The organism is Xanthomonas sp. D-36-1 (assembly GCF_017746155.1).
Lineage (GTDB): Bacteria > Pseudomonadota > Gammaproteobacteria > Xanthomonadales > Xanthomonadaceae > Xanthomonas > Xanthomonas cissicola.
Genome location: NZ_JAGHWR010000026.1, coordinates 14,255 through 38,539, shown reverse-complemented (window position 1 = coordinate 38,539; position 24,285 = coordinate 14,255). Strand labels below are relative to the sequence as shown.

The following is a 24,285-nucleotide window of genomic DNA, read 5'->3' as shown; positions in this document are numbered from 1 at the left end:
TTTCAGCTACACCTGCGCGCATGGATCGCGCAGACTATAGGCATCGCCGGTGACTGCCGGCCCTGCCCTGTCGAGCGGAGCTCTCATGTCCACGTCCCTGCGTCACGCGCTTGTGTTCCTGGCCGCGCTGACGGTTGCCGGATGCAAGCAGCAACCGGCCGACCCTGTCGCCACGCAACCCCAACCTGCCGTGAGCGCACCGGCGCCGCCCCCCAGCGACGACGCGCAAGCCCGCGCGCTGCAGGCGCTCGAAGCCCGCTTGCAGGGCGACCATGTGTACCCGGATAACTGCATTAGCATCATGGCCGAGGACGGCGATGCGCCTGCGCCGGACACGTTCGATTTTGCGGTGCGCGAACGCCATGGCGACGGCTGCCCCGGCGACCCGCAGACCAGCCCGGTACGCGACCGGTTCCGCGTGCAGGCCGATGGCACGCTGCTGTGGTACGACGTGGTGAATGCCGATTTCGTCGACTACGCCGAGCGTGCGCGAAGCGCCCAGTGATGCGTTGCGGTCATTGATTGGCACACCTGACGATGCTGCGCGCCTCGATCGGCAAGCGCTGCCGATCCATCGTTGCGTCGCCGCGCGTCTGTGGCCTCAGGCGCGCTTTCGCGCATGCTGCATGCCCTGAATGCAGCACTGCGCCGCCGCGCCTGCCATGGCACGGCAATGTGGATCGGCTGTGTTACAGCGCCAACTGCTCCAGCGACACGCCATCGGCATCCACGCGCAGGACCGAGCCTTGCTCGTACCAGTCGCCCAGCACGATGCGCGTGCAGGTTGTGCCGCCGGCCTGCAAGGTGTGGATGGCAGGGCGATGGGTATGGCCGTGGATCAGTCGATCCAGCCCGTAACGCACGAAGGTGGCTTCCACTTCGGCCGGCGCCACGTCGGTGACGGTTTCGAAGCGCGACTGGTCGCCCTGCTTGAGTTCTGCATGCCGCGCCTGACTGGCCGCGCGCGCCTGCTGCGCGAACGCAACGCGTGCGGCCAGCGGCTGGGCCAGGAACTGCGCCTGGAACACCGGGTCGCGCGTCTGCGCGCGGAAGGCCTGGTAGGCCGTGTCGTCGGTGCACAGCAAGTCGCCGTGCATCAGTAGCGTGGTGTGCCCGTACAGATCGATGACGGTGGGGTCGGGCAGGATCCGGAAGCCCGCCCGTTGCGCGTAGGCTTCGCCCACCAGGAAGTCGCGGTTGCCGGCCATGAAGAACACCGGCACGCCCGAATCTGCCACTGCATGCAGGGCCACCGCCACTGCATCGGCGGCGGTGGATGGAGTGTCGTCGCCGATCCAGGCTTCGAACAGATCGCCCAGGATGTAGAGCGCGTCGCTCCCGGGCACCTGCGTACGCAGGAAGTCCAGGAACAACTCGGTGATCGCCGGCCGGGCCGGATCCAGATGCAGGTCGGAAATGAACAGGGTCGTCATTGCGCCATTGTACGGCGGCAGCGCGGGGCGGGAATCGGGAATCGGGAATTGGGAATTGGGAATTGGGAATTGGGAATTGGGAATCGGGAATCGGGAATCGGGAATCGGGAATCGGGAATCGGGAATCGGGAATCGGGAATCGGGAATCGGGAATCGCAGAAGCATTGCAGCTCCGCGGCGATTGGTGGGCCAACTCGCAACGACACCGCAGGCTGGCGATCGCCAGTCAGACATCCTGCGGGTCGCACGTGCCGTGGCACATGCGCGCGGGTGGGCACCCTTCCGTCAGTCCACCGCGTACCGTCAGCGCAAGATCCCCGCGAAGCGTCAGTGCAAGATCCCCTCTCCCTGCGGAACAGGGGTGGGGGTGAGGGTACGGGGCGAAGCCACGCGCTGAAGTCGCAATTGCTGCGCTGGGTTCTTTTCGACTTTTACGAAACGCCCATCGACGGCGAGTGCATGAGGCTTCGACGGTACCCTCATCGGCCCCTGCGCGGCCCCTTCTCCCCCACAAAGATGGCCAATGTCCCGAAGGGAGAAGGATGAAGCGAAGAGGTCTTGCTGCTGACTGGGCAGCGTCTTGGTCGCTGTCCGTTTGCCGTTACGCTTACCTGTCAGCGAGCCGCCATCACGCAACCCCCAGCGCTCATCCCAGCACCACCGGCAAGCCCCATAGCGACAGGCTCGCCAGCAGCACGCCGATCAGCGTGGCGGCCAGCACGTCGCTGGGATAATGCAGCCCCAGCACCACCCGCGAGAGCGCCACGCCGGCCGAAAACGGCACCAGCAAGGGGGCCAGCCAGGGGTAGTAGGCCAGCGCCACGATGCTGAAGGACACCGCGTTCAAGGTATGGCCGGAGGGGAAACTGAACTCGTCCAGCGGCGCCACCCATGCGCGAATCCGCACGTCCGCCGCATACGGGCGCGGACGCCGTGTCCAGCGTTTGAGCGCCTTGTACAACGTCAATGCAAGCACGCCGGTGGCGGCCATGTGCGCCGATGCACGCACACCGTCCATGCCGTCGAGCACTACCAGCAACCCCATCAAGGCGTACCAGAACACGCCGTCGCCCAGCCGGCTGATGGTGGCGAAGACACGCCGTACCGGGTTGCGTCGGCACCACAGATTGGCGCGTCGGCACCAGCGCGCTTCGTGACCGCGCAAGACCTCAAGCCGCGTTGACGACATAACGCCCCCGTGCAGCACTGATTCCCAGCAACAAGGCTTCGAAATCGGAGACCACATTGTCCGGATGCAATTTCTTCATCGCCTGCGCCGCCGCCGTGCCCATGCGCCGGCGCAGTGCGTCGTCTTCGGTCAGCGCGTCGGCGGCCTGGATAAAGGCCTCGTCGGTGTCCACCGCCGCGCCGGTATGGCCGTTGCGCAGATATTCGCGGGCCGCGCCGTAGTCGAAAGCGACCGTCGCCACGCCGCTGGCCATTGCTTCCAGCGTCACATTGCCGAAAGTTTCGCTGCGGCTGGGAAATAGGAACAGATCGCCGCTGGCGAAGTGACGCGCCAATGCATCGCTACGCTGGACACCGCAGAAAATGAAGTCCGGATTGTCGTGCGCAAGCTTCTCGCGCGCCGGGCCATCGCCCACCCAGACGAAACGCGCCTTCGGGCGGATCTGCTGCAATTTGCGAAAGGCGCGTACAGCCAGCGGCAGATTCTTTTCGCTTGCAATACGCCCCACATAGATGGCGGCAAAGCTTCGCCTTCGATGCCCCAATCGGCGCGCAATGCGACATCGCGACGGCTCGGATCGAATTGCTGGCTATCCACCGCGCGCGCCAGCAATTGCACGCGCTCGAAGCCATCGTCGCGCAGGAACTGCTGCAACTCGCGCGTGGGCACCAGGGTGGCATCGGCCTGGTTGTGGAAGCGCCGCATCCAGCGCAGCGCGGTGCCCTGCAGCCAGGCGGCACCGTAGTCGGGCAGGTATTCGTCGAAGCGGGTGTGGAAGCCGGCGGCGACCGGAATGCCGAGCCGGCGGGCCGCGCGCATTGCCGACCAGCCCAGGGGGCCTTCCGTGGCCACATAGATCGCGTCCGGTTGCGTGCTGCGCCAATGACGGACGAGGCGTTGCGTCGCCGGCAGGCCGAATTTCAATCCCGGGTAGCGCGGCAACGAGGCGCCACGCACCAGCAGCGCATCGGTCGGCGCGGTATCGGCGCTCTGGCGTGGCCGCACCACATCTACCTGGTGTCCACGCGCACGCAGACCGGTTTCCAGACCATGCACGGTCAACGCAACACCGTTGACCTCGGGGGGGGAGGTTTCGGTAACGATCGCGTAGCGCATGCCCGTTCTCCCGTTTTGACTAGCTTCCGGGAGTGCGATGGCATTGATGTTGCGCCGATAAGACGTGGCGATGACAGCTGTGACGGGATTCGGGAATCGGGATTGGATATTCGCAACAGCGGAATTCATCTTCTCGGCACGCATTCCACGACGATGGTGCTCTGGCTGTAAGCGAATCCCCAATCCCCAATCCCCAATCCCGCCTGAGGCCGCAGGCCTCAGGTCACAAACGGTTTGAACGCAATTCCCAGCCCGGCCATGCCTTCGACTTCGCCGATCAGGTCGGCGCGCAGCAGCGGGCGCGAGTCGATCCAGCTTTGCGACAGGATCAGCGATAGCCGGGTGTCGTCGGCGGTGAGTTCCAGGGTCGGAATCGGGTCCGCCTCGTGTGCGCGGTGCAGCAATACCGCCAGTCGCAGCAGTGCGGCCTTGCGCCGGGTCGGCAGCAACAGGCGGTCGGGCAATGCATCGAAAGCGGTCTTGGGCACATTGCGCCGGTGCGTGCGTACCAGCGAGGCCAGCACCTGCTGTTCCTGTCGCGAAAAACCCGCGATATCCGAATGCTCCAGGATGTAGCTGCCGTGCACGTGGTACTGGCTATGCGCGATGATCAGCCCCAGCTCGTGCAGGCGCGCGGCGCGGCGCAGCACCTGCGCATCGTCGCCATCCAGTTGCCAGGATTCGCAGACCTGGTCGAACAGGCGGCAGGCGGTCGCTTCCACGCGCTGCGCCTGTACTTCGTCGATGCCGTAACGCTGCATCAGCGAGGTCACCGAACTGTCGCGCGGGTCGTTTTCGCCGCCGCGGCCAAGCATGTCGTACAGGATGCCTTCGCGCATCGCCGCCTTGCTGACCATCAGTTTCTCCAACCCCAGCGCCTGGAACGCCGCTTCCAGCACCAGGATGCCGCCGGCGATGATCGGCCGCCGTTCGGCCGCCAGGCCGGGCAGCTGGATGTCTTCGATACGCTTGGCCTTGAGCAACTCTTCGCGCAGCGCCGGCAGCGCCTGCGCAGTGATCGCGCCCTTGGTCAGCTTCATCGCCGCGCACATTTCGCCGATGGCCTTGTGCGTGCCGGACGAGCCGATCGCCTCATGCCAGCCCAGCGCCTTGTACTGGCCGGCGAACTGCTGGAACTCGGCGCCGATCTCGGTGAGCGCGTCCTTCCATTTCTTCTTGGACAATTTGCCGCCGGGGAAAAACCGCCGCGTGCTGGCAATGCATCCGGCCTGCAGACTCTCGCGTTCCAGCGTCTGAAACCCGCGGCCGATGATGAACTCGGTCGAGCCGCCTCCGATGTCGATCACCAGCCGGCGTTGGTCGGGCTTGGGCGGTTGCGCATGCGCCACGCCCAGATAGATCAGGCGTGCTTCCTCGCGCCCGCTGACCACTTCGATCGCATGGCCCAGAGCCGTTTCGGCCGGCATCAAAAACGCTTGCGGCGAACGCAGCTGACGCACCGTGTTGGTCGCCAGCGCACGCACGCGCAGCGAAGGCACGTCGCGAATGCGCTGGCCGAAACGCGCCAGGCATTCCAGTGCGCGTTGGCGCGCTTCGTTGGAGAGCCCACCTTTGCCATCCAGGCCATCGGCCATGCGCACGGTCTCGCGCAGGCGATCGACGACGCGCAGCTGACCCATCAGGTAGCGCGCAATGACCATGTGGAAACTGTTGGAGCCTAGGTCGATGGCGGCAAGAAAATCGCCATCGCGCATGGGCGGAATCGTGGGGGAGGGCATTGGCATGGCCGCATGGTAGCCGATGGGCTGTTGGCCACGTGAGAGGCCGTGCGTGCGCCCAGCCGACCGCGCACGCGATCGGTATTGCCAAGCGCTGGAAGCGGACGGTCAGTCGCCGTAATGGGCATGCCGCATGCCTGCGCAAGCGGCTTGCCACCTGGCGTGCGGCAATGAGCGCTCAGATCCGCTCGAGCAAGGTCATCTGCGCCGAATGCGCCGGCTCGCCCGGGGCAGGCGTGCGCTTGTGGTACACGCCCTCGGCGTCCAGCTCCCACGCGCTGACGTTGTCGTCCAGATAGTTCTGCAGCACCTCACGGTAGACGCGTTTGGCCAGGTCCGGTTCCAGGATCGGGAAGCAGGTCTCCACCCGCCGCAGCAGATTGCGTTCCAACCAGTCGGCACTGGCGCAGTACAACTCGGCGGCCCCGTCGTTGCCGAACCAGTACACGCGGCTATGTTCCAGAAAGCGGCCCACGATCGAACGTACGCGGATGTTGTCGGACACCCCTGGCACCCCAGGGCGCAGCGTGCAGGCCCCGCGCACGATCAGATCGATCTGCACCCCGGCCTGCGACGCCGTGTACAACGCACGCACCACCTGCGGTTCGTTGAGGGCGTTCATCTTGGCGATGATGCGGCCCGGGCGACCCTTGCGGGCCAGCCGTGTCTCGCGATCGATCCGCTTCAACACGCCGGCATGCAGCGTAAACGGCGACTGCAGCAACTGGTCCAGCTTCATGCGCGGCGCAAGCCCGGACAACTGCTGGAACAGCATGTGCACGTCGTTGCCGATCTCGGCATCGGCGGTGATCAGGCTGATGTCGGTATACAGGCGCGCGGTGCCGCTGTGGTAATTGCCGGTGCCCAGGTGCACGTAGCGTTTGAGCTTGCGGCCCTCGCGGCGCACGATCAGCAGCATCTTGGCGTGGGTCTTGAAGCCGACCACGCCGTAGACCACCTGCACGCCGGCTTCCTGCAGTTTGTCGGCTAGGCCCAGGTTGGCTTCTTCATCGAAGCGCGCACGCAACTCCACCACCACGGTGACGTCCTTGCCGTTGCGCGCGGCCAGAATCAGCGCATCGACAATCAATGAATCCTTGCCGGTGCGGTACAGCGTCTGCTTGATCGCCAGCACGTTCGGGTCGACCGCGGCCTGGCGGATGACGTCCAGCACCGCGGTAAACGCATCGAAGGGGTGATGCAGCAACACATCGCCTTTCTTGACGATCTCGAAGATGCCCTCGCTGTCGCGCAAGGTGCGCGGATTGAACGAGGGGTACTTGAGTTCGGGGCGCTGTACCAGGTCGTAGACCTGCGTGACGCGGCTCAGGTTGACCGGCCCGGCGATGCGGTAGACCGCGTTCTCGTTCAGGCCGAAATTCTGCAACAAGGTGCGCAGGATCGGTGCCGGGCAGTCGTGCGCGATCTCCAGTCGCACCGCTGGCCGGTAGCCGCGCGTGACCAGTTCATCGCGCAGGGCCAGCGCCAGGTTCTCGACTTCTTCCTCGTCCACCACCAGTTCGGAATTGCGGGTGACGCGGAACTGATACGAGCCCATCACCTGCATGCCCGGGAACAGCTCGTCGACGAATTCGGACAACACCGAGGACAGGAACACGAAGCTCTGCGTGCCCTCCGGCGACAGGCTTGCCGGCAGCTGGATGATGCGGGGCAGCGAACGCGGTGCGCGCACGATGGCCAGATGCCCGGCGCGCCCGAACGCATCCTGGCCTTCCAGCACCACCACGATGTTCAAGGTCTTGTTGAGGATCTTCGGGAACGGGTGCGCCGGGTCCAGGCCCAGCGGCGACAGCACCGGCATGATCTCGTTGCGGAAATACGCACGCAGCCAACGTTTCTGGCGCGCGGTCCATGCCGAACGGCTGAGCACGGCAACGCCTGCGTCTTCCATCGCCGGCCGCAGCACCTCGTTCCACGCGTGGTACTGCTGCTCGACCAATTTGGCGGCGCGATCGTGCACCGCGTTGAGGATGGCGGTCGGGCTCAGCCCGTCCGGCGCCGGCGGCAGCCCGAACTCCTGTGCGTGCCGCACGGTAGCTGCGCGGATTTCGAAGAACTCGTCCAGGTTGGTGCACGAGATGCACAGGAAGCGCAGCCGTTCCAGCAATGGCACCTGCTCGTCGAGCGCCTGCGCCAGCACCCGGAAGTTGAAGTCCAGTTGCGACAGCTCGCGGTTGATGTACAGCGCCGGATCACGCAACGGATCGGTGGCGACGTCGTCGCCGGGTGTGATGTCGTGCAGTTCTTTGGCGTGGCCCATGGAATCGATCGTCAAGACGGGTTGTGTAATTGCCTGGGGCGCGCAACGCAGGCAATGCGGCGCGTGGCAGACGCGTCCATCGCAGCGCGCTGCGGCGCGCACTGACTACATATCACGCCGAGCGTGACAGCGGCACCGATTGCTCGCGCTGCACGACGCGCGCAGGTACGAAATGACACGAGAATTCGCTGCCGCGTCCCACTTCGCTTTCGATATCCAGGCGCGCCTGGTGCAGCCCCAGGATGTGCTTGACGATCGACAGTCCCAGCCCGGTGCCGCCGCTCTCGCGCGAGCGGCTGCTGGACACCCGGTAGAAGCGTTCGGTGATGCGCGGCAGGTGCGAGGCGGGGATGCCATAGCCGGTGTCGCGCACGGCCAGCGCCGCACCGTCGCCTTCGCGCACGAAACGGATCGTCACCGTGCCGCCGCCGGGCGTGTAGCGCACCGCATTGGTGACCAGATTGGAAAACGCACTGTGCAGCTCCTTGTTGGAGCCGAGCAGGTCCACGCCGGCCTCGTCGATCACCTCCACGGTGTGGCGGCCCTGGCTGTGCGCCTCGGCCTCGCGGCGCAAGGTCGACAGCATGGGCGCCATCGCCACGTGTTCTTCGCCGAGTTCTTCCTGCGATTCCAGCCGCGACAGCGTCAGCAGGTCTTCGACCAGCTGCGCCATGCGTTGCGATTGCTTGCGCATTTCCGCCAGCATCGGGCCCGAATCGGGGAAGTCTTCCGGGTCGAGCATGTCCAGATACCCGTGCACCACCGTCAGCGGGGTACGCAGTTCATGCGAGACGTTGGCCACGAAATCGCGGCGCACCTGTTCCAGCCGCAGCAGCTTGCTGACATCGCGCGCTACCAGCAGCCAGTAGTCGTCGGAGTAGGGGATCAGGCGCAGGTTCAGGCGCAGATCCGGGTCTGCCGGCGAGGCGGCATCCAGCATCGGCTCGGCGTTGCGCCCGGCCGCCAGCCAGTGCGCCAGCGGTAACGGCTGCAGCCGCTCCACGATCGACACGCCCATGTCGCCGGGATGGTGCAGGCCGAGCAAGCCGCCGGCCGCCTTGTTGAACCACTGCACGCGCTGGCTGTTGCGATCCACGACCACCACCGCATCGGGCAGCGCCTGCGCTGCAGCGCGGTAGGTGCGCAACATTTCGATCAGGCGCCGCTTGCGCGCGCGCATTTCGGCCTGGCTGCGATACAGCAGCCGGTCCAGTTCGTTCCAGGCGCCGATCCCGGCCGCCGGTTCGGCGCGCTGGCGTGCGGTCAGCCGCCGCAACACCTGGCGCAGCCGCCAGTAATGCCAGGCCAGCACGCCCAGGGCGGTGAGCGTCAGCGCCATCCACACATGCCCGATCAGCACGCCGGCGACGACGGCAGCGCCCAACAACAGCGCGAGGGTGCCGAGCGTCTTGAGCCAGGCGGAACGGATGTGTTGAGGCATGGAAGGCGTTACCACAAAGCGTCAGGTGGGCAGCCACCCGGCCGGACTGTGGCCGGGTGGCTTTGCGGCACGTCAGGTCGCCGAAGAAAAACGATAGCCGGAGCCACGCACGGTCTGCACCATGTTTTCCAGCCCGAACGGTTCCAGCGTCTTGCGCAGGCGGCGGATATGCACGTCGATGGTGCGCTCTTCCACATACACGCTACCGCCCCAGACATGGTCCAGCAGCTGGGTGCGCGTATACACGCGCTCGGGGTGTGTCATGAAAAAGTGCAGCAGCCGATATTCGGTCGGGCCGATCGGCACCGGTGCATCGCCAGCGAACACCCGGTGCGCGGCGCCGTCGATGCGCAGCTTGCCTACCGCCACGCTACCGTCTTCGTCGTCTTCGCGGGTGCGCCGCATCACCGCGCGGATGCGCGCCAGCAGCTCGCGTGCCGAGAACGGCTTGACCACGTAATCGTCGACGCCGGCTTCCAGGCCGCCGACGCGGTCGTTCTCTTCGCCGCGCGCGGTGAGCATGATGATCGGAATCTCGCGGGTCAGCTGCTCCTTGCGCCAGCGCCTTGCCAGATCCAGTCCGCTGGTGCCCGGCAACATCCAGTCCAGCAGGATCAGGTCCGGCACGCGGTCGGCAATGGCGGTTTGCGCCTCGCGGGCATCGCCGGCATGGATGGGCTCGAACTCGCCTTTGCGCAGCGCGAACGCCACCATGTCGCGGATCGCGGGTTCGTCATCGACGATCAGAATGCGTTTCTGCACGCGGGGCTTACCGTCTGGCTTTGGTTGATCGCCAGTAGACTACGGTTTTGTGACTCTAATGTGACATCGTCGGCGGCGCCTGCGCGGCGGCAACGACCCGTGAAGCGGACTGGGCAGTTTCGTTAACGGCAGGCGGCCGTCCGACACCCTGCTGCCGTGAACAGCCGGCAATGCGTCGGCGATCAGCGCGTGGACAAATCCGGGTCGCGGATGCCCTGGCGACGCAGCTCCAGCACGGTCGGGGTGATCGCGGCGATGCGCGCGTCCACGCGCGCCCGTGTCACATAGTCGAGATCTTTCTTTTTCAGTGCTTCCAGCTGGATCAGTGCCTGTTCGGCGCGACCGTTCAAGAACGCCGCCTCCGCATATGCTTCGCTGGCGCGTAATGGGTCGCCGGACAGCTCGCAAGCACGGGCGTAGCTTTGTTGCAGCAACGGGTCGTCGCTGCTCCGGTGCAACAACGGCTCCAGCACCTGGCGCGCGCGCTGGCCGGACTCCTTGCTGGCCTGCTCGTTGAGCGCAGTGGCATAGGTCAGCGCGACCGCGCGGTTGTTCGGCAATTGCTTGAGCAGCGCATCGAAGCGGGCATTGGCCGCTTCTCGCGGACCTACGCGCGCCTGCGCCTCGCTCAGGCCCAGCGCCAGCCATAAATTGTCCGGATGTGCCTCGAGCAGGCTGCTCAGCTCGGCCACCGGCTCGCCCGGCCGCCCGCCGCTGTTGCGCAGCCGCGCCAGCGCCAGGCCATAGCGCTGCGGATCGCTCAAACCTTGTTTTGCGCTGCGACGCAGGTTTTCGTACTCGCGAATGGCCGCATCCGGCGTGGCTGCGCTGAGCACGCGCAGGCGTTCCTTGGCCCAATCGAAACCCTGCTGGTCGGCGCCGCGGCTGAGCGCATCCACCGGCAACCGCAGCGCGTAAGGGAGCAGCGCGTTGCCATTGCGGCTGAGCGGCTCCGACAGCGATGGGTCGGCCGGGTCTACGCGCTCCTGGCGCGTCCCGCCCGGCACCGAGGTCGTCAGCACCACGGTGTTCTTCTTCATCTGTTCGGCACGCGACTTGGCTTCGCTGATGCGGGTGACGGTCACCGGGTGGGTCTGCAGGAAATCCGGCGCGCTGTAGCCACCCTCGTTGGCGCGCATCGCCACCGACATGCGCTCGAAGAAGCCGGCCATCGCATCCACGTCGTACCCGCTGCGGGCCAAGGTGCGGATGCCCAGCCGGTCGGCTTCGGATTCGTTGGAGCGGGTGTAGTCGATCTGCCGCTGCTGCATCAGCCCCATCGCGCTGGTGATGGTGGCCATGGTGGCGTCGCCCTTGGAGTTGCCCCCGGCCTGCTGCGCTGCCACCACCGCCGCCAGCATGCCGAGCAGGATCGGAATCTGGTCACGTTGCGCACGCTCCACTCCACGCAGCACGTGCTGCTGGGTGACGTGGGCGATTTCGTGCGACAGCACCGCCGCCACTTCGTCCTCGCGCTCGGCGGTCAACACCAGCCCGGCGTTGACGGCGATGTAGCCGCCCAGCGTGGCGAATGCATTGATCTGGCGGTCGCGCAGCATGAAAAACGTAAACGGTTGCTGCGGTTGGTCGCTGTTGGCGCCCAGCCGTGTGCCCATGGTCTGCAGCCAATCGGTAATCAGCGGATCGTCCAGCACGTAGTCGTAATTGCGCAGCTCGGCCAGCATCATCCGGCCGTATTCGGCCTGGCGGGCGGGGGTCAGCAACTCGCCGGCCGACGAACCGATGTCGGGAAGGCGGCTTTCCTGCGCAGGTGCCACACCGATGGCAACGGCCAGCGTGAGGGCAGTGGCGAGCGGTAGCAGGCGCAAGTGGAACTCCCAGGTGGTGCGCGGAGCATGCGGGCAGCCCGGCGCAGAGGCGTGAATCATCGGTTAACCCACAGTGTTGCGGTGACGACGTGGAAATTCCAGTCGCCCGGTACCATGTGTCAGACCTCACACCAACCACGGAGTTTCCCGTGAGCCAAGACCATACCGATCAGGACGCGGCCTCCGGCCCGCAGATCACCCTGTATTCCTCCGCCATCTGCCCGTATTGCGTGGCGGCCAAGAACTTCCTCAAGAGCAAGGGCAAGACCTGGACCGAGGTGCGGATCGACCTGGACCCGGCCGAGCGCGACAAGATGATCGCCCTGGCCAAGCGCACCAGCGTGCCGCAGATCTTCGTCGGCGACGTCCATGTGGGCGGCTACGACGACATGATGGCCATGCATCGTGCCGGCAAGCTCGAGCCGCTGCTGGCCGGCAGCGCGGGCGGCCAGGCATGAGTGGTTCCGACGACGGCAGCGCCGATCGCCTGCGCGAGTTCACGCAATTCCGCCAGCGCATGAACCAGCGCATCCTGGCCGAGCCGAACCAGGTGGTGCGGCGGTTCTTCGCGCTGGACACGCAGACCTACCAGGCCGGCGCGCTGGACGTGAAGACCAAGGAACTGCTCGGCCTGGTCGCCTCGATGGTGCTGCGCTGCGACGACTGCATCAGCTATCACGTGGCCCAGTGCAAGGAAGCCGGCGTGAGCCGGGAAGAGTTCTTCGAGACTTTCTCGGTCGGTCTGGTGGTCGGCGGCTCCATTGTCATTCCGCATCTGCGCCGCGCGGTGGATTTTCTGGACCAGCTCGAAGGCGGTGCGCAGGCGCCGGCCCAGCACGCGCACGACTGAGCGTGTCGCTGCGGCACGCACGTGGGGATCGGGGTTCGTCAACGCGAGTAACGCACGCGCCGCCCACCGAGGCGGCGCGTTGCGTTCGGGCGCCTGCACTCTTAGACCAAGGTCGGTTTGGGCGCCTTCACCGGCATCGGGCATAATTGCCCGTGAAACCTCCTTGCGCCGCTTTGCCGGGTATTGCGGCTGGCGCTCCCCCCTTCAAGTTCGGAAACCCAACGTTATGACGCAGACAATCACGGTCATCCGCGGCGACGGCATCGGCCCGGAGATCATGGATGCCACGCTGTTCGTGCTCGACGCGCTGCAGGCTGGCCTGACCTACGAATACGCCGACGCCGGCCTGGTTGCGCTGGAAAAGCACGGCGATCTGCTGCCCGAGTCCACTCTGGCGTCGATCACCAAGAACAAGGTGGCGCTGAAAAGCCCGCTGACCACGCCGGTCGGCGAGGGTTTCAGTTCGATCAACGTCGCCATGCGTCGCAAGTTCGACCTGTACGCCAACGTGCGTCCGGCCAAGTCGTTCCCGAACACCAAGTCGCGTTTCGCCGACGGCGTGGACCTGATCACGGTCCGCGAAAACACCGAAGGTGCGTATCTGAGCGAAGGCCAGACGGTGTCCGAAGATGGCGAGACCGCGTTCTCCGGCACCCGGATCACCCGCAAGGGCTCCGAGCGCATCGTGCGCTACGCCTTCGAGCTGGCCAAGAGCACCGGCCGCAAAAAGGTCACCGCCGTGCACAAGGCCAACATCATCAAGTCGACTTCGGGCCTGTTCCTGAAAGTGGCACGCGATGTGGCCGCGCAGTATCCGGAAATCGAATTCCAGGAAATGATCGTCGACAACACCTGCATGCAACTGGTGATGCGTCCCGAGCAATTCGACATCATCGTGACCACCAACCTGTTCGGCGACATCATCTCCGACCTGTGCGCCGGTCTGGTCGGCGGCCTGGGCCTGGCTCCGGGCGCCAACATCGGTCTGGACGCGGCGATCTTCGAAGCCGTGCACGGCTCGGCGCCAGATATCGCAGGGCAGGGCAAGGCCAACCCGTGCGCGCTGCTGCTGGGCGCGGCGCAGATGCTGGACCACATCGGTCAGCCGCAGAATGCCGAGCGCCTGCGCGAAGCCATCGTCGCCACCCTGGAAGCCAAGGATTCGCTGACCCCCGACCTGGGCGGCACCGGCAACACCATGGGCTTCGCCAAGGCCATCGCCAGCCGCCTCTGAGCGCACTGGCAAATTGCACAAAAAGAAAGGGCGCCTAGGCGCCCTTTCTTTTTGTTGGAAACGGGTCACTCGACGCCAATGTTACGCGTTCAAGCGAAGGGAGCCGCCGTTGCGATTCCCCAATCCCGATTCCCGAATCCCGGCTCAATTGCGCGACTGCAGCTTCGACAGCAGGCGCAGGAACTCGATGTACAGCCACACCAGCGTCACCATCAGGCCGAATGCGCCGTACCACTCCATGTGCTTGGGCGCTCCGTGCTCGACGCCGCTCTCGATGAAGTCGAAGTCCAGCACCAGGTTCAATGCCGCCACCACCACCACGAACAGGCTGAAACCAATGCCGATCAGGCCCGAGTCGTGGATGAAAGGGATGCGCACACCGAACAAGCCCAGCACGATCGTCGCCAGATACACCAGTGCGATGCCCCCGGTGGCTGCGACCACACCCAACTTGAAGTTCTCGGTGGCCTTGATCATGCCGCTGCGATACGCGAACAGCAGCGCGAACAGGGTGCCGAAGGTCAGCAGCACGGCCTGAAACACGATGCCGTTGAAGCGTGCTTCGTACACCGCCGAGATCGAGCCGAGGAAGAAGCCTTCGATCAGTGCGTACAGCGGCGCCGTAATCGGTGCCCAGGTCGGCTTGAAGCTGGTGGCCAGTGCGAACACCAGGCCGCCGATCGCGCCGGCGATCATGTAGATACGTGCGACGGGCAGTGGCATGCCATCGGCGCCGATCGATTGCGACCAGGCGAAGGCGGCCGTGATCACCGCCATCAGCAACAACACGCCGGTCTTGTTGACCGTGCCGTTGAGGGTCATCGCCTGACCGTCGTGGGTGACGACCGAGCCGGAGCCGGAGTCGAGGAATGTGGATTCCCGAAGGGCAGGGTTACCGCTACGCATGTGTGTTCTCCATGAAAATAGTGCTCACCCTACTGGCGAACGTTGTTGCGAGGATAGCTGATCGTTCAAGTTACACAGGGTGATTGACAGCGAGGCCAATCGTTCCCAAAATAGCCGACCTTTCGAGCCTTCGGGATTGAAAGGTCCCGCCGGGGTATAGCGCAGTCTGGTAGCGCGCCTGCTTTGGGAGCAGGATGTCGGGGGTTCGAATCCCTCTACCCCGACCATTCCGAGCTTTCGACGGCGTGGGAATGCGAAGTTCGGTCCGGGCGCCCGTAGCTCAACCGGATAGAGCACCGGCCTTCTAAGCCGGCGGTTACAGGTTCGAGTCCTGTCGGGCGCGCCATCGGCGGTACGGTAGGAAGCAGGTTTTCAGTGGTGGCTGTAGCTCAGCTGGTTAGAGTACTGGATTGTGATTCCAGATGTCGGGGGTTCGAGTCCCCTCAGCCACCCCACTGATGACGAGAAATTGCAGGAATGTTTGACCCGATGTGTCACAGGGTGTTGCAACGAAGCAAAAATGCACATACAATGTGCGACCAGTTTCAGGGCCGTTAGCTCAGTTGGTAGAGCAGTTGACTCTTAATCAATAGGTCCAAGGTTCGAATCCTTGACGGCCCACCAAATAAAAGCACTTAGGCATTGCCTAGGTGCTTTTCTTTTTACAGGCCTGAAAACAGGCGCACGCGCTCGTTGGGCCTGCTGTAAACGAATTAAGGCCAGCGACAGGTTGGCGTCGCGACGGCGCTGCCGCAGCTTTGCAATAGCGCCGGCATCGCCAACGTCTGATTTGGATACCAATGGCTCTTCAAAGCCTTTGGGCGATGCCATCATCGAATGCCTGGCTGGGGTGCGCTTGCCGCAGCCGGCGTCAGCGATCGAATCCCGGTCGGATCGGCAGCGATGCCGGAAGTATCGCCGTGCGCCACTGCGGCGCTACGTCATTGCCTGTGGTGAGCGGGTGGCGCGACGTGCTCTGCGATCTGCAAGCAATTGCAGCAAGCAGCCATGTCACCAGCGCCTCCGTATAAGGCCAGCAATGCAGGCGTCTAGCTTTGCTGCACCCGCGGAAATGCCAGCACGAAGCGCGCGCCCTGGCCTGGCGCCGAGAAGACTTCTACAAAACCGCCGGCCTGACGCACTGCGCTATAGACCTGCGCCAATCCCAGGCCGGTGCCCTTGCTAGCGTGCTTGGTGGTGAAGTAGGCCTCGAACAAACGCGCCTGCACCACGCTGTCCATGCCGTGCCCGGTGTCGGCGACGGCGATGGTCATGTAGTGCCCGGCCGGTTTGGCCAGTTGCGCCTGCTCTTCGGTGACGAAGGTTTCCCCGGTTTCCACACTGATGCAGTCGCCGCTGGCGCAGGCATCGCGCGCATTGATCACCAGGTTCAAGATGGCGCGCTCCACGGTGTGACGGTCGACCATCGCGCAACATCCGCCCTCCGCGGTCCGCAGCTGTAGCCGCAGTTCTGCGCCAACCACCTGTTGCAGTAACGGGCTGAGCTGTTCCGCCAGTTCGGCCAGATCCACCGCTTCGGGGCTATAGGGGTACTGGCGCGAGAAACCGACCAGGCGCCGCGCCATCACCGAGCCGTGTTGAAGCGCCGCGTCCGCAACGCTGAGCAGCTTGGCGTCGTGGGCGTCGATCTGCGTGCGCTGCACGACCAGATTGATCGCCGATGTGGCGGCCTGCAGCACGTTGTTCAAATCGTGGACCACGCCGGCCAGCAGTTGTCCTACCGCTTCGCCTTTCTGCGCCTGCTCGGCGATCTTCTCGGCGGCGTTCTGTGCGGCGCGCGCGATGTCCAGGTCGCCTTCGATGCGCTCGTGCGAATCGCGCAGGCTGTGCAGCTCGGTCGACAGCGAGGTTTCGCGTGCGCGCGCCAGCATCAGGGCGCTGGTGGAAAACGCGCGTTCTGCCGTCAGGGTGCTGTCCAGGGTGTGAAAGGCTGCTTCCAGCGCGCGGCGATCGGAGACATTCTTGCTCACCGCCAAGATGGCTTCGACCTTGCCTTGCCCGTCGAACAATGGGCTGGTGACGACCTGCCAGGTCTGGCGCACGCCGGCCAGGTTCACGCAGCTGGCCTCAAATTCCCGGGTTGCGCCTTTCGCCGCCGCGGCCATGGCTGCATCCACCATGGCTGCCGCTTCGGGCGGCCACAGTTCGCGCCAGGGGCGTGCAAGAATCTGATCCGCAGAACTGGCGCCAAGTCCGACCAGCCCATTGAGATTGACCGACGTGATCCGACCGTCCAGATCGATCTCTTTAATGCAATCGCGCGACAGTGCCACGATCTGGCGATATCGGTCTCTCATCGCGACTGTTGCCCTTGGGCTGAAATTAACGGAATTTTCGCAAATCCTGCTGCTGCGAGGTACCGGTGGACAATACGGGCTTTGTTTGGATTCAGGCGGACACTGCGCTCCCTTGTTGGGCAGCGCCTCACGTCCCCACGTGAGGCCATCACTGTGCCCACCGCGTAATCACACGCTCCGGGTTTCTCAGCGCTTTTTCTTTACGGGCATCCCTGCAACAATAGCCGGGCCTCTACGGCATTGCGAAAGTGGCGGAATTGGTAGACGCACCAGATTTAGGTTCTGACGCCGCAAGGCGTGGGGGTTCGAGTCCCCCCTTTCGCACCAATGCAGCGCGGCCGTGTGGGTTCCGGCCGCTGCACTTCCTGTAAACCGGTCGTTTCTGTCCGTGAGTCCGCTGCGCGCATGCCGCTGGCAGCGGCCGCCGTTATCGGCGAAACTACAAGGCTCGGCGGCATTCTCGCCATCCGTCAACCCGCATCTTCCATCTCGTGCCGACGCTGTGCGCTGTCGGTGGCAGGAGTCAACATGCAAGCATCGATCGAATCCACCGGCAATCTGGAACGCCGCCTGACCTTCACCCTGCCGCAGGAGCGCCTGGAGACGCACGTCGGTGGCCGCCTGCGCGAGCTTGCGCGGACCACGCGCATCAAGGGCTTCCGTCCCGGCAAGGTGCCGACCAAGGTGATCGAGCAGCGCTTCGGTCAGCAGGTGCGTGCCGAGGCGATGGAAGGCCTGCTGCGTGAGACCTTCGATTCGGCCGTGCGCGAGCACTCGCTGCGCCTGGCCGGCAACCCGCGTATCGATCAGGGCGAGACCGATTTCGACTTCGTCGCCACCTTCGAAGTGGTGCCCGATTTCGGCGACATCGACGTGACCAAGCTGTCGGTGGTGCGCGCGACCGCTGAAGTGACCGATGCCGACATCGATCAGATGATCGAAAACCTGCGCCTGCAGCGCCGCACCTGGAATCCGGTCGAGCGCGGTGCGCAGGTCGGCGACCTGGTGGCGCTGGAGACCTGGTCGCAGGCCGGCGACGAGCGGCTGCCCGCCGAAGGCGTGGAGACCGGCAGCAGCGTGCTGGGTTCGGGCGTGATGTTCGACCAGATCGAAAAGGGCCTGGAGGGCCTGACCAAGGGTGAAGAAAAGACCCTGACCGTCGATTTCCCCGCCGAATGGCGCGTGCCGCAGCTGGCGGGCAAGACCGTGCAGGTGCACGTCAAGGCGGTCGAAGTCTCCGAGCCGGTGTTGCCGGCAGTGGATAAGGACTTCATCAAGAGCTTCGGCGTGAAGAGTGGCGATGCCGAGCAGTTCCGCGCCGATATCCGCACCAACCTGGAGCGCGAGCTCAAGGGTGCGCTGATGAACCGCCTGCGCCGCGAAGTGGGCGAGCAGCTGATCGCCGCCTACGCGCATGTCGAAATGCCGCCGCGCCTGGTCGAGAACGAAGCGCGTTCGATGTTGGCCCAGCAGGTCGAGCAGGTCCGCCGCAGCGGTCGCGATCCGGGTCAGGTGCCGGCCGACGCGCACCAGGGATTCATGGATGCCGCCGCCAAGCGCGTGCTGGTCGGTCTGCTGGTGGGCGAAGTGGCGCGCCGCAACGAATTGCGCCTGGAATCCAAGCGCGTCAGCGAAACGCTGCGTCTGATCGCTTCGACCTACGAAGAGCCGGAACAGGTCATTGAGATGTACCGCAACGACCCCCAACTGATGAACGGGCTGCAGAGCCGCGTGATGGAAGAGCAGGTGATCGACTGGATCGCCGAGCGCGCCCAGCACACCGAGCAGTCGCTGTCGTTCCAGGACGCCATCCGCGTCTGATCCGGCAGTAAGAGAAGAACCGCACCCGCAGTCAGGGGTGCGGATGTCGAACACGGGCAGCGGCACAGGCCGCTGCCACAACGGGAAGACTGATGAGCATTGTGACCAAAGCCCTGAACCTGGTGCCCATGGTGGTCGAGCAGACCAGCCGTGGCGAGCGTGCGTACGACATCTACTCGCGTCTGCTGAAGGAGCGTCTGATCTTCCTGGTCGGTCCGATCGACGACCATATGGCCAACGTGATCGTGGCCCAGCTGCTGTTCCTGGAAGCGGATAACCCGGAAAAGGACATCAGCATCTACATCAATTCGCCCGGTGGCGTGGTCACCGCCGGCATGGCGATCTACGACACCATGCAATACATCAAGCCGGATGTCAGCACCATCTGCGTCGGCCAGGCCGCCTCGATGGGCGCGCTGCTGCTGGCCTCGGGTGCGGCAGGCAAGCGTTACGCGCTGCCGAATTCGCGTGTGATGATCCATCAGCCGCTGGGTGGCTTCCAGGGCCAGGCGACCGATATCGATATCCACGCGCGCGAGATCCTGACCCTGCGTTCGCGCTTGAACGAAATCTTGGCCAAGCATACCGGCCAATCGCTGGAGACCATCGCGCGCGACACCGAGCGCGACAACTTCAAGAGTGCAGTCGATGCGCAGGCCTACGGCCTGGTGGATCAGGTGCTCGAACGTCGTCCGGAAGAGTCGATCCAGCCGTCTTGATTCTCAAGTCATTGAAATTGCAGGAAAAACCGGCAGGGTCGGGCGGGGCGAATGTCCTCCCGACCCTGTGCTATTCTCGAAATCGAACCCCCGTGCATCGGGTGGGGTAACTGGGTAACAGAAGCATGAGCGAAGACCGCCAAGGTCGTTCCGGCGACAGCAACAAGATTCTCTACTGCTCGTTCTGCGGTAAGAGTCAGCATGAAGTCCGTAAGCTGATTGCCGGTCCCAGCGTATTCATCTGCGATGAGTGCGTTGAGCTGTGCAACGACATCATCCGCGAGGAACTCGAAGAGAAGGCGCAGTCGGCACGTTCCAGCCTGCCCAAGCCGCGCGAGATTCTCGAGGTACTGGATCAATACGTGATCGGGCAGTTGCGCGCCAAGCGTACGCTCGCAGTAGCGGTGTACAACCACTACAAGCGTATCGAGAGCCGCAGCAAGAACGATGATGTGGAGCTGGCGAAATCCAACATCCTGCTAGTCGGCCCGACCGGTTCGGGCAAGACACTGCTGGCCGAAACGCTGGCGCGCCTGCTCAATGTGCCGTTCACGATCGCCGACGCCACCACGCTCACCGAAGCCGGCTATGTCGGCGAGGATGTGGAAAACATCATCCAGAAGCTGCTGCAGAAGTGCGACTACGACGTCGAAAAGGCGCAGCAGGGCATCGTCTATATCGACGAAATCGACAAGATCTCGCGCAAGAGCGAGAACCCGTCGATCACCCGCGATGTGTCCGGTGAAGGCGTGCAGCAGGCGCTGCTCAAGCTGATCGAAGGCACGGTTGCCTCGGTGCCGCCGCAGGGGGGGCGCAAGCACCCGCAGCAGGAGTTCCTGCAGGTCGACACCAAGAACATCCTGTTCATCTGCGGCGGCGCGTTCGCCGGCCTGGACAAGGTGATCCAGCAGCGTTCCAACGACGCTGGTGGCATCGGCTTCGGCGCCAAGGTCAAGAGCAGCGAGCGCAAGCAGGAAGTGGGCAAGATCCTGGCCGAAGTCGAGCCGGAAGATCTGATCAAGTTCGGCCTGATTCCCGAGTTCGTCGGCCGTCTGCCGGTGGTCGCCACGCTCGAAGAGCTGGACGAGCCTGCGTTGATCAAGATCCTGACCGAGCCCAAGAACGCCATCACCAAGCAGTTCAAGAAGCTGTTCGACATGGAAGGCGTGGAGCTGGAGTTCCGCCCCGACGCCCTGTCTGCGATCGCCAAGAAGGCGCTCAAGCGCAAGACGGGCGCGCGTGGCCTGCGCACCATCGTCGAATCGGTGCTGCTGGACACGATGTACGAGCTGCCGTCGCAGGAAAACGTCAGCAAGGTCGTGGTGGACGAGTCGGTGATCGAGCACAAGTCCGAGCCGTATTTGATCTACCAGGCGCAACCGGCGCCCGCCAAGGCTGCATCCGGAGACTGAGTCCGTTGGCCGCCCCGCCGGGCCTCGGCCTCGCTGGCGGATAACCGCTTTCCGAACGCTACTTGCAACACCTCGCCGATGGCCCCATAACGGGGCCATCGGCTTTTTACTGCCCCAAAAACCCCCATTCCTGCGGAGTGCCCCATGGCCCAGTCCCAACCAGAAATTCTCGATCTGCCAGTGTTGCCGCTGCGCGACGTGGTGGTGTTCCCGCACATGGTGATCCCGCTGTTCGTCGGCCGCGACAAGTCGATGCGTGCGCTGGAAAAGGCGATGGAGGCGGACAAGCGCATCCTGCTGGTCGCGCAGAAGTCGGCCGAGACCGACGACCCGGCTGCCGGCGATCTGTATACCGTCGGTACCCTGGCGCAGGTGCTGCAGTTGCTCAAGCTCCCCGACGGCACCATCAAGGTGCTGGTCGAGGGTCTGTCACGGGTCACCGTCGACAAGGTTATCGAGCAGGACGGCGCATTGCAGGGGCAGGGCACCGAAATCGAAGCCAGCGACGCGCGTGAGCCGCGCGAGGTGGAAGCGATTGCGCGTTCGCTGATGTCGCTATTCGAACAGTACGTCAAGACCAACCGCAAGCTGCCGCCGGAACTGCTGCAGACCTTGGCCGGCATCGATGAGCCGGGCCGCCTGGCGGACACCATCGCCGCCCACATCGGTGTGCGTCTGGCCGACAAGCAGCGCCTGCTGGAGATCACCGACATCGGCGAGCGGCTGGAATTGCTGGTCGGCCTGGTCGATGGCGAAATCGACGTACAGCAGCTGGAAAAGCGCATCCGCGGCCGCGTGAAGTCGCAGATGGAAAAAAGCCAGCGCGAGTACTACCTCAACGAGCAGATGAAGGCGATCCAGAAGGAGCTGGGCGACCTGGACGATGCGCCGGGCGAGCTGGAAGAACTGGCGCGCAAGATCGCCGAGGCGGGCATGCCCAAGCCGGTCGAGACCAAGGCCAAGGCCGAGCTCAACAAACTCAAGCAGATGTCGCCGATGTCCGCCGAGGCGGCCGTGGTGCGCAATTACCTGGACTGGCTGCTGGGCGTTCCGTGGAAAAAGCGCACCAAAGTGCGCAAGGACCTCAAGGTTGCCGAAGATACGCTGGACGCCGATCACTACGGTCTGGACAAGGTCAAGGAGCGCATCCTTGAGTACTTGGCGGTGCAGTCGCGCGTGAAGCAGATGAAGGGGCCGATCCTGTGCCTGGTCGGACCGCCGGGCGTGGGCAAGACCTCGCTCGGGCAGTCGATCGCCAAGGCGACCAACCGCAAGTTCGTGCGCATGAGCCTGGGCGGCATTCGCGACGAGGCCGAAATCCGTGGCCACCGCCGGACCTATGTCGGTTCGATGCCGGGCCGCCTGGTGCAGAACCTCAACAAGGTCGGCAGCAAGAACCCGCTGTTTCTGCTGGACGAAATCGACAAGATGTCGATGGACTTTCGTGGCGACCCGTCGTCGGCATTGCTTGAAGTGCTCGATCCGGAGCAGAACAATTCGTTCAACGACCACTATCTGGAAGTCGATCTGGACCTGTCGGAGGTGATGTTCGTCGCCACCTCCAACTCGCTCAATATCCCGGGCCCGTTGCTGGACCGCATGGAAGTGATCCGCATCCCCGGCTATACCGAGGATGAGAAGCTCAACATCGCCACGCGCTATCTGGTGCCCAAGCAGATCAAGGCCAACGGCTTGAAGCCGGAGGAGATCGAGATCGCCAGCGATGCGATCCAGGACATCGTGCGGTATTACACACGTGAGTCGGGTGTGCGTAATCTCGAACGCGAGGTGGCCAAGATCTGCCGCAAGGTGGTCAAGGAAATCGCGCTCGCAGGTCCGCAGCCGGCGGCCAAGAAGGCGGTCGCCAAGAAGGGAAAGCCGAAGGCGCTGGTCACCGTCAACGCCAAGAATCTGGACAAGTATCTGGGCGTACGTCGCTTCGACTTCGGCCGTGCCGAAGAAGAAAACGAGATCGGTCTGGTCACGGGTCTGGCATGGACCGAAGTCGGTGGTGAGCTGTTGCAGGTCGAGTCCACGTTGGTGCCGGGCAAGGGCAACCTGATCCTCACCGGCCAGCTCGGCAATGTCATGAAGGAATCGGCATCGGCTGCATTGTCGGTGGTGCGTTCGCGCGCTGAGCGACTTGGCATCGATGTGGATTTCCTGCAAAAGCAGGACGTGCATGTGCATGTGCCCGACGGCGCCACGCCCAAGGACGGCCCAAGCGCAGGTATCGCGATGGTGACCTCGCTGGTGTCGATACTGACCCGGGTGCCGATCCGCGCCGATGTGGCCATGACCGGCGAGATCACCCTGCGCGGGCGGGTATCGGCAATCGGTGGCTTGAAGGAGAAGTTGCTGGCGGCCCTGCGCGGCGGCATCCGCACCGTGCTGATCCCCGACGAGAATCGCAAGGATCTGGCCGACATCCCGCCAAACGTGACCCGCGATCTGAAGATCGTGCCGGTGAAGTGGATCGACGAGGTGCTCGATCTGGCGTTGGAACGTCCGCTCGCGCCGAAGAAGGCCGGCAAGGAAAAGGCCCGCAAGGCGGCCTCGCGCGTGACCGTGCGCGGCAAGTCGCGTAGCACACCCGGTACCCGCGTCAAGCACTAACGAGGGCTGTCTGAGCCTCGTCAAAACAAGCCAAAACCCGCGTCGTTATTGGGTTTTGGCTTGCGTGCTGTTGGGGGCGCTGGTATAAATGCACGACTCGTGGGCGCGGCAAATGTGATGCGTCATGCGATACCACTTGTGTCGGGTTCTTCGCTTACGGCAAGAGCGCCGATTGTCGATTCCGCGGCATCTGCCGCAAAGGGAGTTTCAAGAATGAATAAAACCGAATTGATCGATGGCGTTGCCGCTGCCGCTGACATCTCCAAGGCTGAAGCTGGCCGTGCTGTTGACGCGGTTGTGAGCGAAATCACCAAGGCACTGAAGAAGGGCGACGCCGTTACCCTCGTTGGCTTCGGTACCTTCCAGGTCCGCGAGCGCGCTGAGCGCACCGGCCGCAATCCGAAGACCGGCGACAGCATCAAGATCGCTGCTTCGAAGAATCCTGCATTCAAGGCTGGTAAAGCCCTGAAGGATGCAGTAAACTAATCGACTCGCTGGGGTGCTTAGCTCAGCGGTAGAGCGTCTCCCTTACACGGAGAGGGTCGGGGGTTCGAAACCCTCAGCACCCACCATTAAGCACCAGGCAAACGTTTCAAGCGCGGAGCGGTAGTTCAGCTGG

Annotated in this window: 18 protein-coding genes, 6 tRNA genes and 1 pseudogene; 15 read left to right on the top strand and 10 right to left on the bottom strand. The window is 64.2% G+C overall.

Annotation, left to right across the window (positions count from 1 at the left end; genetic code table 11):
- Window positions 1-85 precede the first annotated feature (85 nt).
- Window positions 86-505 (top strand): hypothetical protein, encoded by a 420-nt coding sequence (locus J7367_RS08095; RefSeq protein WP_057661831.1) that lies wholly within the window; start codon window positions 86-88, stop codon window positions 503-505.
- Between the two features lie 184 nt (window positions 506-689).
- On the opposite strand, the gene lpxH is transcribed toward J7367_RS08095, so the two are convergent.
- The 8 genes and pseudogenes from lpxH to J7367_RS08055 form a co-directional block, all read right to left on the bottom strand.
- Complete coding sequence (lpxH, locus tag J7367_RS08090) at window positions 690-1,433, bottom strand: UDP-2,3-diacylglucosamine diphosphatase (RefSeq protein WP_057661881.1); 744 nt, start codon at window positions 1,431-1,433, stop codon at window positions 690-692.
- A 646-nt stretch (window positions 1,434-2,079) separates the two neighbouring features.
- A complete protein-coding gene (locus J7367_RS08085) occupies window positions 2,080-2,622 on the bottom strand; it encodes a phosphatase PAP2 family protein (protein WP_057660348.1) in 543 nt (180 codons plus the stop codon).
- Window positions 2,603-3,738: pseudogene (locus tag J7367_RS08080) on the bottom strand (glycosyltransferase family 1 protein). The gene J7367_RS08085 and the pseudogene J7367_RS08080 overlap by 20 nt, the downstream one beginning before the upstream one ends.
- A 218-nt stretch (window positions 3,739-3,956) precedes the next feature.
- Window positions 3,957-5,477 (bottom strand): exopolyphosphatase, encoded by a 1,521-nt coding sequence (gene ppx / locus J7367_RS08075; protein ID WP_176215005.1) that lies wholly within the window; start codon window positions 5,475-5,477, stop codon window positions 3,957-3,959.
- A gap of 178 nt (window positions 5,478-5,655) precedes the next feature.
- On the bottom strand, window positions 5,656-7,758 hold the full coding sequence (ppk1, locus tag J7367_RS08070; protein ID WP_017158111.1) for a polyphosphate kinase 1: 2,103 nt from the start codon (window positions 7,756-7,758) through the stop codon (window positions 5,656-5,658).
- A gap of 112 nt (window positions 7,759-7,870) precedes the next feature.
- Window positions 7,871-9,199, bottom strand: coding sequence for a phosphate regulon sensor histidine kinase PhoR (gene phoR, locus J7367_RS08065; protein WP_005915906.1), 1,329 nt, complete (start codon window positions 9,197-9,199; stop codon window positions 7,871-7,873).
- A 72-nt stretch (window positions 9,200-9,271) separates the two neighbouring features.
- Window positions 9,272-9,961 carry a phosphate regulon transcriptional regulator PhoB gene (gene phoB / locus J7367_RS08060; protein ID WP_003483753.1) on the bottom strand — a complete coding sequence of 230 codons (690 nt, stop codon included), beginning with the start codon at window positions 9,959-9,961 and terminating at the stop codon, window positions 9,272-9,274.
- Between the two features lie 182 nt (window positions 9,962-10,143).
- A complete protein-coding gene (locus tag J7367_RS08055; RefSeq protein ID WP_022558440.1) occupies window positions 10,144-11,850 on the bottom strand; it encodes a M48 family metalloprotease in 1,707 nt (568 codons plus the stop codon).
- A gap of 89 nt (window positions 11,851-11,939) precedes the next feature.
- Between J7367_RS08055 and grxC the strand changes: the two genes are divergently transcribed.
- The 3 genes from grxC to J7367_RS08040 all read left to right on the top strand — a co-directional run bounded on the left by grxC (window position 11,940) and on the right by J7367_RS08040 (window position 13,874).
- Entirely contained in the window at window positions 11,940-12,248 is a 309-nt protein-coding gene (gene grxC, locus J7367_RS08050) for a glutaredoxin 3 (RefSeq protein WP_033481211.1), read from the top strand.
- Window positions 12,245-12,640: a carboxymuconolactone decarboxylase family protein gene (locus J7367_RS08045; protein ID WP_007968963.1), complete on the top strand. Its 396-nt coding sequence runs from the start codon at window positions 12,245-12,247 to the stop codon at window positions 12,638-12,640. Before grxC ends, J7367_RS08045 begins: the two co-directional genes overlap by 4 nt.
- A gap of 226 nt (window positions 12,641-12,866) precedes the next feature.
- Window positions 12,867-13,874: an isocitrate dehydrogenase gene (locus tag J7367_RS08040; RefSeq protein WP_003483762.1), complete on the top strand. Its 1,008-nt coding sequence runs from the start codon at window positions 12,867-12,869 to the stop codon at window positions 13,872-13,874.
- Between the two features lie 144 nt (window positions 13,875-14,018).
- Here the strand turns inward: J7367_RS08040 and J7367_RS08035 are convergent, their stop codons facing one another.
- On the bottom strand, window positions 14,019-14,780 hold the full coding sequence (locus J7367_RS08035) for a Bax inhibitor-1/YccA family protein (protein ID WP_057660343.1): 762 nt from the start codon (window positions 14,778-14,780) through the stop codon (window positions 14,019-14,021).
- A 150-nt stretch (window positions 14,781-14,930) separates the two neighbouring features.
- On the opposite strand from J7367_RS08035, the gene J7367_RS08030 reads away from it, so the two are divergent.
- From J7367_RS08030 to J7367_RS08015, 4 genes are all read left to right on the top strand, one after another.
- Window positions 14,931-15,007 (top strand) — tRNA-Pro (locus J7367_RS08030).
- 42 nt (window positions 15,008-15,049) lie between these two features.
- A tRNA-Arg gene (locus J7367_RS08025) sits at window positions 15,050-15,126 on the top strand.
- A 32-nt stretch (window positions 15,127-15,158) separates the two neighbouring features.
- Window positions 15,159-15,235: transfer RNA gene (locus tag J7367_RS08020), tRNA-His, on the top strand.
- A 93-nt stretch (window positions 15,236-15,328) separates the two neighbouring features.
- Window positions 15,329-15,404 (top strand) — tRNA-Lys (locus J7367_RS08015).
- A 425-nt stretch (window positions 15,405-15,829) separates the two neighbouring features.
- On the opposite strand, the gene J7367_RS08010 is transcribed toward J7367_RS08015, so the two are convergent.
- On the bottom strand, window positions 15,830-17,098 hold the full coding sequence (locus tag J7367_RS08010; protein ID WP_057660341.1) for a PAS domain-containing sensor histidine kinase: 1,269 nt from the start codon (window positions 17,096-17,098) through the stop codon (window positions 15,830-15,832).
- Window positions 17,099-17,340: 242 nt separating this feature from the next.
- Here J7367_RS08010 and J7367_RS08005 point away from each other — a divergent pair.
- The 7 genes from J7367_RS08005 (at window position 17,341) to J7367_RS07975 (ending at window position 24,238) form a co-directional block, all read left to right on the top strand.
- Window positions 17,341-17,425: transfer RNA gene (locus J7367_RS08005), tRNA-Leu, on the top strand.
- A 201-nt stretch (window positions 17,426-17,626) separates the two neighbouring features.
- On the top strand, window positions 17,627-18,919 hold the full coding sequence (gene tig / locus J7367_RS08000; RefSeq protein WP_007968966.1) for a trigger factor: 1,293 nt from the start codon (window positions 17,627-17,629) through the stop codon (window positions 18,917-18,919).
- A gap of 92 nt (window positions 18,920-19,011) precedes the next feature.
- The gene (gene clpP / locus J7367_RS07995; RefSeq protein WP_002806026.1) at window positions 19,012-19,638 is read left to right on the top strand and encodes an ATP-dependent Clp endopeptidase proteolytic subunit ClpP; all 627 of its coding nucleotides are present in this window, start codon (window positions 19,012-19,014) and stop codon (window positions 19,636-19,638) included.
- Window positions 19,639-19,763: 125 nt separating this feature from the next.
- A complete protein-coding gene (gene clpX / locus J7367_RS07990; RefSeq protein WP_003483788.1) occupies window positions 19,764-21,050 on the top strand; it encodes an ATP-dependent Clp protease ATP-binding subunit ClpX in 1,287 nt (428 codons plus the stop codon).
- Window positions 21,051-21,194: 144 nt separating this feature from the next.
- A complete protein-coding gene (lon, locus tag J7367_RS07985; RefSeq protein ID WP_022558443.1) occupies window positions 21,195-23,666 on the top strand; it encodes an endopeptidase La in 2,472 nt (823 codons plus the stop codon).
- Window positions 23,667-23,879: 213 nt separating this feature from the next.
- Window positions 23,880-24,152 (top strand): HU family DNA-binding protein, encoded by a 273-nt coding sequence (locus J7367_RS07980; RefSeq protein ID WP_002806049.1) that lies wholly within the window; start codon window positions 23,880-23,882, stop codon window positions 24,150-24,152.
- An 11-nt stretch (window positions 24,153-24,163) separates the two neighbouring features.
- Window positions 24,164-24,238 (top strand) — tRNA-Val (locus J7367_RS07975).
- The last annotated feature ends 47 nt before the right edge of the window (window positions 24,239-24,285 follow it).

Coding starts and splice junctions, on each gene's coding strand:
- J7367_RS08095 (WP_057661831.1), top strand. CDS start 86: ATGTCCACGTCCCTGCGTCACGCGCTTGTGTTCCTGGCCGCGCTGACG.
- lpxH (WP_057661881.1), bottom strand. CDS start 1,433: ATGACGACCCTGTTCATTTCCGACCTGCATCTGGATCCGGCCCGGCCG.
- J7367_RS08085 (WP_057660348.1), bottom strand. CDS start 2,622: ATGTCGTCAACGCGGCTTGAGGTCTTGCGCGGTCACGAAGCGCGCTGG.
- ppx (WP_176215005.1), bottom strand. CDS start 5,477: ATGCCCTCCCCCACGATTCCGCCCATGCGCGATGGCGATTTTCTTGCC.
- ppk1 (WP_017158111.1), bottom strand. CDS start 7,758: ATGGGCCACGCCAAAGAACTGCACGACATCACACCCGGCGACGACGTC.
- phoR (WP_005915906.1), bottom strand. CDS start 9,199: ATGCCTCAACACATCCGTTCCGCCTGGCTCAAGACGCTCGGCACCCTC.
- J7367_RS08055 (WP_022558440.1), bottom strand. CDS start 11,850: ATGATTCACGCCTCTGCGCCGGGCTGCCCGCATGCTCCGCGCACCACC.
- J7367_RS08045 (WP_007968963.1), top strand. CDS start 12,245: ATGAGTGGTTCCGACGACGGCAGCGCCGATCGCCTGCGCGAGTTCACG.
- J7367_RS08040 (WP_003483762.1), top strand. CDS start 12,867: ATGACGCAGACAATCACGGTCATCCGCGGCGACGGCATCGGCCCGGAG.
- J7367_RS08035 (WP_057660343.1), bottom strand. CDS start 14,780: ATGCGTAGCGGTAACCCTGCCCTTCGGGAATCCACATTCCTCGACTCC.
- J7367_RS08010 (WP_057660341.1), bottom strand. CDS start 17,098: ATGAGAGACCGATATCGCCAGATCGTGGCACTGTCGCGCGATTGCATT.
- tig (WP_007968966.1), top strand. CDS start 17,627: ATGCAAGCATCGATCGAATCCACCGGCAATCTGGAACGCCGCCTGACC.
- clpP (WP_002806026.1), top strand. CDS start 19,012: ATGAGCATTGTGACCAAAGCCCTGAACCTGGTGCCCATGGTGGTCGAG.
- clpX (WP_003483788.1), top strand. CDS start 19,764: ATGAGCGAAGACCGCCAAGGTCGTTCCGGCGACAGCAACAAGATTCTC.
- lon (WP_022558443.1), top strand. CDS start 21,195: ATGGCCCAGTCCCAACCAGAAATTCTCGATCTGCCAGTGTTGCCGCTG.
- J7367_RS07980 (WP_002806049.1), top strand. CDS start 23,880: ATGAATAAAACCGAATTGATCGATGGCGTTGCCGCTGCCGCTGACATC.